The organism is Streptomyces sp. NPDC059456 (assembly GCF_042750055.1).
GTDB lineage: Bacteria > Actinomycetota > Actinomycetes > Streptomycetales > Streptomycetaceae > Streptomyces.
Window position 1 is genome coordinate 6,416 of sequence record NZ_JBHYVA010000138.1, and the last position, 8,665, is coordinate 15,080.

The 8,665-nt window shown below is 69.4% G+C and carries 5 protein-coding genes; 1 reads left to right on the top strand and 4 read right to left on the bottom strand.

The window, feature by feature from the left end; all coding sequences use genetic code 11:
* Positions 1 to 104 precede the first annotated feature (104 nt).
* The 4 genes from ACFXA3_RS14950 to ACFXA3_RS14965 form a co-directional block, all read right to left on the bottom strand.
* Positions 105 to 1,769, bottom strand: coding sequence for an alkaline phosphatase D family protein (locus ACFXA3_RS14950; protein WP_385186861.1), 1,665 nt, complete (start codon positions 1,767 to 1,769; stop codon positions 105 to 107).
* A 148-nt stretch (positions 1,770 to 1,917) separates the two neighbouring features.
* Positions 1,918 to 2,715, bottom strand: coding sequence for a thioredoxin domain-containing protein (locus ACFXA3_RS14955; protein WP_385186863.1), 798 nt, complete (start codon positions 2,713 to 2,715; stop codon positions 1,918 to 1,920).
* Positions 2,716 to 2,764: 49 nt separating this feature from the next.
* The gene (locus tag ACFXA3_RS14960) at positions 2,765 to 3,454 is read right to left on the bottom strand and encodes a hypothetical protein (protein WP_385186864.1); all 690 of its coding nucleotides are present in this window, start codon (positions 3,452 to 3,454) and stop codon (positions 2,765 to 2,767) included.
* Positions 3,455 to 3,562: 108 nt separating this feature from the next.
* Positions 3,563 to 4,888, bottom strand: coding sequence for a DUF2252 domain-containing protein (locus ACFXA3_RS14965; protein WP_385186866.1), 1,326 nt, complete (start codon positions 4,886 to 4,888; stop codon positions 3,563 to 3,565).
* A gap of 170 nt (positions 4,889 to 5,058) precedes the next feature.
* Between ACFXA3_RS14965 and dnaE the strand changes: the two genes are divergently transcribed.
* Positions 5,059 to 8,601 carry a DNA polymerase III subunit alpha gene (gene dnaE, locus ACFXA3_RS14970; RefSeq protein WP_385186868.1) on the top strand — a complete coding sequence of 1,181 codons (3,543 nt, stop codon included), beginning with the start codon at positions 5,059 to 5,061 and terminating at the stop codon, positions 8,599 to 8,601.
* Positions 8,602 to 8,665 lie beyond the last annotated feature (64 nt).

Sequence of the window (8,665 nt, forward strand, 5' to 3'; positions counted from 1 at the left end):
CTGCCGTGACAAACAAATTGAATAAAACTTTTTGTTGCTTCGGGGGGTGGGGGGGGGCCCGCCCCCCCCCGCACGCCCCTCTGTGCAAGAGAATTGACGGAGTGTCAGCCGACCGGCTGGTACGCCCGCTCCACCTTCTGCGTGCCGTTCGCCGTGCGGTACGAACGCGACCACGCGACGGTGGCGGCCGGATTCCGCTTGTCGGACACGGCGTAGTAGTCCATCTGCGAACGCTCCGCCGTCACGTCCAGCACCCCGTAGCCGTGGGCGTCCATGTCCAGCCACTTCACGTGCCAGTTGGCGGCCTTGATCGCGGCTTCCGCTACCAGCGACGCGGTGTCCGCCGGCACGTGCAGGAGGTCGTCGATGTTGTCGGAGGTCACCGACGTCACCACGAACTCGGTGGCCGCCGTACCCGACCCCGGGTACGTCGCCATGTTCATCGGGACCTCGTTCGCCCACGCCATGTGGATGTCGCCCGTCAGGAAGACCGTGTTCTTGATCCTCTGGTCCTTGAGGTGGTTCAGGAGCTCCTTGCGGTCGTCCGTGTAGCCGTCCCACTGGTCCACGTTGATCGCGAGGCCGCCCTCGGGCAGCCCCAGCAGCTTCGTCAGCGGCGCCAGCAGGTGCGCGGGCAGCGAGCCGAAGGCGACCGGCGAGATCATCACCGAGGTCCCGACCAGCTTCCAGGTCGCGTTCGAGCTCGCGAGGCCCGCCTTGAGCCAGTCCAGCTGGGCGCGCCCGGTGATGGTGCGCTCCGGGTCGTCGACCGAGCCGCTGCCTATCTTGGCCTGCTGGGAGCGGAACGTGCGCAGGTCCAGCAGGTGCAGGTCGGCGAGGTTGCCGAAGCGCAGCCGGCGGTAGACGGTGCCGGCGGTCGAGGTGCGCACGGGCATCCACTCGAAGTACGCCTGCTTGGCGGCGGCCGCGCGGGCCGCCCAGTCGCCCTCGGTGCCCGGCGTGTGGTTCTCGGCCCCGCCCGACCAGGCGTCGTTGGCGAACTCGTGGTCGTCCCAGATCGCGACGATGGCGTGCGCGGCGTGCAGCGCCTGGAGGTCGGCGTCGGTCTTGTAGTGGCCGTGCCGGGTGCGGTAGTCGGCGAGGGTGAGGATCTCGTGCCGCGGCTCGTGCGGGCGTACGACGTACTTCGCCTCGGGGTAGGCCCCGTTCGCGTACTCGTAGATGTAGTCGCCGAGGTGCAGGATCGCGTGCAGATCGGTGCGGGCGGCCAGGTGGCGGTACGCCGAGAACCAGCCGGACTCCCAGTTGGCGCAGGAGACCACGCCGAAGCGGACCCCGGGGGTGCTCGCGTCGTGGCCCGGCGCGGTCAGGGTGCGCCCGACCGGGGAGACGGCGCCGCCGGCGGTGAACCGGTAGAAGTACGGGGTCTGCGGCCGCAGTCCGCGCACGTCCGCCTTGACGGTGTGGTCGGAGGCGGCCGTCGCGGTCACCGAACCGCTCGCGGCGATCCGGGAGAAGGCCTTGTCCTCGGCGACTTCCCAGGTCACCTGGGTGGCCGGGCCGACGCCGGAGCCGGGTACGGCGTCGGGGGCCGGGGTGACGCGGGTCCACAGCAGGATCCCGTCGGGCAACGGGTCGCCCGAGGCGACGCCGTGCAGGAAGGCGGGGCCGTTCGAGGCCGCCGACGCCGGGGAGATGCCCAGGGCGGCGGTCGCGAAGGGGGCGAGGGCGGCGGTGGCCGCGGCGGCCTTGACGACCGTGCGGCGGCGCGGAGTTGCCGCAGTGGGGGAGGGGAGATGACTGGTCACGGACCGGCATATTACTGACGGGTATAACCGCTGGTACACCCCCGTGAAAGCAACGGGCAGGCGAACTCTCGGAGTTCACCTGCCCGTGTGCGGGCCCCGTGCGGGGCCGGTGTGGATCGTGTGCGGATCCCGCGCGGATCCGGTGGGGTCAGCCCGCGATGGCCTTGTCGACCGCGGCCGTGAAGGACGCCGGCGTCATGTCCTGGAGCTCGATCTTCTTGCCGTCCATCTTCACCGTGGGGGTGCCCTGGACGCCGCTCTTGTCGAAGACCTTCGACATCTCGATCGCCCAGCGGTTGTACGTGCCGTCCTCGACGGCCTTCTTGAACTCGGCGTTGCCCTTGAGGGCCGGCACCTCGTCCGCGATCTTCAGCAGGTAGTCGTCCTTGCTGAACTTGTCGTCCTTCTCCTCCGGGTGGTTCTCCTTGGAGTAGAGGGCCGACTTGTAGTCCAGGAACGCCTCCGGGCTGACGTTCAGGGCCGCGCCCAGGGCGCTCAGGGCGTTCTTCGAGCCGCTGCCGCTGAAGGCCTTGTCGAGGAAGGTCGCGCCGACGTACTGGATCTTGTACTTGCCCGCGTCGACGTCCTTCTTGATCTGGGGGCCGACCCCCTGCTCGAACGTCGAGCAGATCGGGCAGCGGGCGTCCTCGTAGAGTTCGAGGGTCTTCTTGGCGTCGGCCTTGCCTATGACCACGGTGGTGCCGTTGTCGCCCGTGGTGTTCTTCGGCGCGACCAGCGTGGCGTCGGCGGCCTTGTCCCACTCGCCCGGCTGGTTGGCCTGCACGACCGCGTAGCCGACGCCGCCGGCCAGGGCGAGGACGGCGACGACGGCACCGGCCACCAGTACCTGGCGGCGCACCTTGTCCTTCTTGACCTGCTTCTCGCGCTCGGCGCGCAGCCGCTCGCGGGCCGCCGCCTTGTTCGACTGGCTGTTGCGTGAACTCATGGTGATCTCCGTGGGGTGTGGCTCGCTCAAAGGGGAATTCCGTACGGGGTCAGGCGCGGACGAGCGCGCCGCGTACGGGAGGTCCCCGGCGTCCCACGGAATGGACGGGGAAGCGGGTGCGGGCCCCCGCGCCCGGAAGGGCCGGGCGCAGCATCCGCCGCACCGGGCCGGCGGCGGCCGCCACCGAGGCGGCGGCCAGCAGCAGGGGCCGGAACGCGAAGGCGGCCACCGCGCGCAGCAGCTGGCCCAGCGCCCGCTCCCCGTAGCGCAGCCAGGCCGCGGCGCACAGTCCGACCGAGACGTGCGCGCCGAGCAGCAGCCACGGGGTCCAGGGCCCGGGCGAGGCCAGCAGGGCCACCGCGTCGGGGACGGCCCCGGGCACCTCGGCCAGCGGTCCGCCCACCGGCGGCCCGCCGCACAGCGCGTCCAGGCCCAGCGCCCGCAGCGGCCCGGAGACGGGCCCGCCGGCCGGGCCGTAGCAGACGTGCTGCCCGGCGGTGAAGACCGTGTCGGCGGCCAGCTCCAGCGGGACCAGCAGGGCGGCGATCGGGCCGAAGCCCCGCTCGCGGCCCGCCAGCGCGTACGTGAGCGAGAACACACCGGCGAAGGCGCCGGCGATCAGTGCGGGCGGCAGCGGCACCCGGGACATCAGGACGTGCGAGCCGGCCGAGAGCAGCACGACGAGGGCGCTGAACAGCGCGGCCCGCAGCCCTCGAAGTCCTGCCCTGGATATGTCCATCGGCGCGAGTCTGCCACGACTCCCTGTGAAAACGGGTTCCCGGACCGGTGCGGACCGGGGGCCCGCGGCCGAAAACCCCCGGTGCCGCCCGGCGCAGCTCAGCGCCGCTCAGTGCATGATGCGGCCGTTGCGGAACAGGTCCACGAAGATCTGGTGGTCGGCGCGCGCCCGGGCCCCGTACGCGTGGGCGAAGTCGACCAGCAGCTCCGCGAAGCCCTCCTCGTCGGCTGCGATCGCCGCGTCGATGGCCCGCTCGGTGGAGAACGGGACCAGCGAGTGCCCGCTCTCGGCCTCGTCGGCCGCCGCGTGCATCGTCGCCGTCGCCCGGCCCAGGTCCGCGACCACGGCCGCGATCTCCTCCGGGTCGTCCAGGTCCGACCAGTCCAGGTCCACCGCGTACGGGGAGACCTCGGCCACCAGCTGCCCGGCCCCGTCCAGCTCGGTCCAGCCCAGCCACGGGTCGGCGTGCGCCTGGAGGGCGCGCTGGGAGATCACCGTGCGGTGCCCCTCGTGCCGGAAGTAGTCCCGCACGGCCCGGTCGGTGATGTGCCGGGACACCGCCGGGGTCTGCGCCTGCTTGAGGTAGATGACGACGTCGTTCTCCAGGGCGTCGCTGTGCCCCTCCAGCAGGATGTTGTACGAGGGCAGGCCGGCCGAGCCGATGCCGACGCCGCGGCGGCCCACCACGTCCTTGACCCGGTAGGAGTCCGGCCGTACCAGGGACTCGTCGGGCAGCGTCTCCAGGTACCCGTCGAAGGCGGCGAGCACCTTGTAGCGGGTGGCCGCGTCCAGCTCGATCGAGCCCCCGCCGGAGGTGAAGCGGCGCTCGTAGTCCCGGATCTCGGTCATCGAGTCCAGCAGGGAGAACCGGGTGCGGGAGCGGGCCGAGCGCAGGGCCGTCAGCAGCGGGCCCTCGGCGGTGTCCAGGGTGAAGGAGGGCACCTCCTCGTGCTTGGCGCCGGTGGCCAGGCGGTGGATCCGCTCCCGGTACGCGGCGGCGTACGTCCGCACCAGGGTGCTGATCTGCTCGTCGCTGAGCGCCTTGGTGTAGCCGATCAGGGCGACGGAGGCGGCGAACCGCTTCAGGTCCCAGGTGAACGGGCCGACGTACGCCTCGTCGAAGTCGTTCACGTTGAAGATCAGGCGGCCGTTGGAGTCCATGTAGGTGCCGAAGTTCTCGGCGTGCAGATCGCCGTGGATCCACACCCGGCCGGTCCGCTCGTCCAGGTAGGGCCCGCCGTGCCGGTCGCGCTCCAGGTCGGCGTAGAAGAGGCAGGCCGTTCCGCGGTAGAAGGCGAAGGCCGAGGCCGCCATCTTGCGGAATTTGACCTGGAAGGCCGCGGGGTCGGCGGCGAGCAGCTCACCGAATGCGGTGTCGAACACGTCGAGTATCTGCTCGGCGCGCTGCTCGTTCGTCGTCTCGGGGACCGCCATGGCGGGTGCCTCCTGGTGCACGTGCTGGTACAGGTTCTGACCGACGGGACGTCGGGTGGGTCGTCCTGGTTCTGCAACGCCCGACCGTACCCGTCCGTGCCCCGGATCTGTCACTCCCGGGACGTAGGATTCATAGCTGCCGCCGCCCCCACCGTCAGGAGCCACCCGCCGTGACCAAGCAGCCGTTCACGCACCTGCACGTCCACACCCAGTACTCGCTGCTGGACGGTGCCGCGCGGCTCAAGGACATGTTCAACGCGTGCAACGAGATGGGCATGACGCACATCGCCATGTCCGACCACGGCAACCTGCACGGTGCGTACGACTTCTTCCACACCGCCCAGAAGGCCGGGGTCACCCCGATCATCGGCATCGAGGCGTACGTCGCTCCCGAGTCCCGGCGCAACAAGCGCCGCATCCAGTGGGGCCAGCCCCACCAGAAGCGCGACGACGTGTCCGGTTCCGGTGGCTACACCCACAAGACGATCTGGGCGGCGAACGCCACCGGGCTGAACAACCTCTTCCGGCTGTCCTCCGACGCGTACGCCGAGGGCTGGCTCACGAAGTGGCCGCGCATGGACAAGGAGACCATCTCCAAGTGGTCCGAGGGGCTGATCGCCTCCACCGGCTGCCCCTCCGGCGAGCTCCAGACGCGCCTTCGCCTCGGCCAGTTCGACGAGGCCCTGAAGTCGGCCTCCGAGTACCAGGACATCTTCGGCAAGGACCGCTACTTCCTGGAGCTGATGGACCACGGCATCGAGATCGAGCGCCGGGTCCGCGACGGGCTCCTGGAGATCGGCAAGAAGCTCGGCATCCCGCCGCTGGTGACCAACGACTCGCACTACACGTACGCGAGCGAGGCCGGCGCCCACGACGCCCTGCTGTGCATCCAGACCGGCAAGAACCTCTCGGACCCGGACCGCTTCCGCTTCGACGGCTCCGGCTACTACCTGAAGTCGACCGACGAGATGTACGCCATCGACTCCTCGGACGCCTGGCAGGAGGGCTGCGCCAACACGAAGCTGGTCGCGGACCAGATCGACACCGAGGGCATGTTCAAGTTCCGCAACCTGATGCCGAAGTTCGACATCCCGGAGGGGCACACCGAGGTCAGCTGGTTCCGCGAGGAGACCATGCGCGGCATGCACCGCCGCTACCCCGGAGGCATCCCGGACGACCGGATGAAGCAGGCCGAGTACGAGATGGACACGATCATCTCGATGGGCTTCCCCGGCTACTTCCTCGTGGTCGCCGACTTCATCATGTGGGCCAAGAACCAGGGCATCGCCGTGGGCCCCGGCCGAGGCTCCGCGGCCGGCTCGATCGTCGCGTACGCCATGGGCATCACCGACCTCGACCCGCTCACGCACGGTCTGATCTTCGAGCGCTTCCTGAACCCCGAGCGCGTCTCCATGCCCGATGTCGACATCGACTTCGACGAGCGCAGGCGCGTCGAGGTGATCAGGTACGTGACCGAGAAGTACGGCGCCGACAAGGTCGCCATGATCGGCACCTACGGCACCATCAAGGCCAAGAACGCGATCAAGGACTCCGCGCGCGTCCTGGGCTACCCGTACGCCATGGGCGACCGGCTCACCAAGGCCATGCCCGCCGACGTCCTCGGCAAGGGCATCCCGCTCTCGGGCATCCTCGACCCCTCGCACCCCCGCTACGGCGAGGCCGGCGAGATCCGCGGGATGTACGAGAACGAGCCGGACGTGAAGAAGGTCATCGACACCGCCCGCGGCGTCGAGGGCCTGGTCCGCCAGATGGGCGTGCACGCCGCCGGCGTGATCATGTCCAGCGAGACGATCACCGACCACGTGCCCGTCTGGGTGCGGCACACCGACGGCGTCACCATCACCCAGTGGGACTACCCGAGCTGCGAATCGCTCGGCCTGCTGAAGATGGACTTCCTCGGCCTGCGCAACCTCACGATCATGGACGACGCCGTCAAGATGGTGAAGGCCAACAAGGGGATCGACATCGATCTCCTGGCCCTCCCGCTCGACGACCCCAAGACCTTCGAACTGCTCGGCCGCGGTGACACCCTCGGCGTCTTCCAGTTCGACGGCGGGCCGATGCGCTCCCTGCTGCGCCTGATGAAGCCCGACAACTTCGAGGACATCTCCGCCGTCTCGGCCCTGTACCGGCCGGGCCCGATGGGCATGAACTCGCACACGAACTACGCCCTGCGCAAGAACAAGCAGCAGGAGATCACCCCGATCCACCCGGAGCTGGAGGGGCCGCTCGAAGAGGTGCTCGCGGTCACCTACGGCCTGATCGTGTACCAGGAGCAGGTGCAGAAGGCCGCCCAGATCATCGCCGGGTACTCGCTCGGCGAGGCCGACATCCTGCGCCGCGTGATGGGCAAGAAGAAGCCCGAGGAGCTGGCGAAGAACTTCGTCATCTTCGAGGAGGGCGCCAGGAGCAAGGGCTTCAGCGACCAGGCGATCAAGGCCCTGTGGGACGTGCTGGTCCCCTTCGCCGGCTACGCCTTCAACAAGGCCCACTCCGCCGCGTACGGCCTGGTCTCCTACTGGACCGCCTACCTCAAGGCGAACTTCCCGGCCGAGTACATGGCCGGCCTGCTCACCTCGGTCAAGGACGACAAGGACAAGTCCGCGATCTACCTCAACGAGTGCCGGCGCATGGGCATCAAGGTGCTCCCGCCGAACGTCAACGAGTCCGAGCCGAACTTCGCGGCCCAGGGCGACGACGTGATCCTCTTCGGCCTCACCGCCGTGCGCAACGTCGGCCAGAACGTCGTCGAGTCGATCATCAAGACCAGGAAGGCCAAGGGGAAGTACTCCACCTTCCCCGACTTCCTGGACAAGGTCGAGGCCGTCGTCTGCAACAAGCGCACCGTCGAGTCGCTGATCAAGGCCGGCGCCTTCGACGAGATGGGCCACACCCGCAAGGGCCTGGTCGCCCACCACGAGTCGATGATCGACAACGTGGTCGCGGTCAAGCGCAAGGAGGCCGAGGGACAGTTCGACCTCTTCGGCGGAATGGGTGACGAGGGCGCGAGCGACGAGCCCGGCTTCGGGCTCGACGTCGAGTTCTCGGACGTGGAGTGGGAGAAGTCCTACCTGCTCGCCCAGGAGCGCGAGATGCTCGGCCTGTACGTATCCGACCACCCGCTCTTCGGCCTGGAGCACGTCCTCTCCGACAAGACGGACGCCGGCATCTCCCAGCTGACCGGCGGCGAGCACTCCGACGGCGCCGTCGTCACCATCGGCGGCATCATCTCGGGCCTCCAGCGCAAGATGACCAAGCAGGGCAACGCCTGGGCCATCGCCACCGTCGAGGACCTCGCCGGATCCATCGAGTGCATGTTCTTCCCCGCGACCTACCAGCTCGTCTCCACCCAGCTGGTCGAGGACACCGTCGTCTTCGTCAAGGGCCGCCTCGACAAGCGCGAGGACGTCCCCCGCCTGGTCGCGATGGAGATGATGGTCCCCGACCTCTCCTCGGCCGGCACCAACGCCCCCGTCGTCCTCACCATCCCGACGGTCAAGGTCACTCCTCCGATGGTCACCCGGTTGGGCGAGATCCTGCGCCACCACAAGGGCAACACCGAGGTCCGGATCAAGCTCCAGGGGCCGCGCACCACCACCGTCCTGCGCCTCGACCGGCACCGGGTGCAGCCCGACCCGGCGCTGTTCGGCGACCTCAAGGTGCTCCTCGGCCCCTCCTGCCTGGCCGGATGACGCCGGTCGTACGGACCCCCGTACGCGGCCGCACGTGAAGAAGGGCGCGCCCAGAGCTCTGGGC

What these genes read in the sequence shown, in the direction of transcription:
- ACFXA3_RS14965 (WP_385186866.1), bottom strand. Translation starts at nt 4,888, where the DNA reads ATGGCGGTCCCCGAGACGACGAACGAGCAGCGCGCCGAGCAGATACTC.
- ACFXA3_RS14955 (WP_385186863.1), bottom strand. Translation starts at nt 2,715, where the DNA reads ATGAGTTCACGCAACAGCCAGTCGAACAAGGCGGCGGCCCGCGAGCGG.
- ACFXA3_RS14960 (WP_385186864.1), bottom strand. Translation starts at nt 3,454, where the DNA reads ATGGACATATCCAGGGCAGGACTTCGAGGGCTGCGGGCCGCGCTGTTC.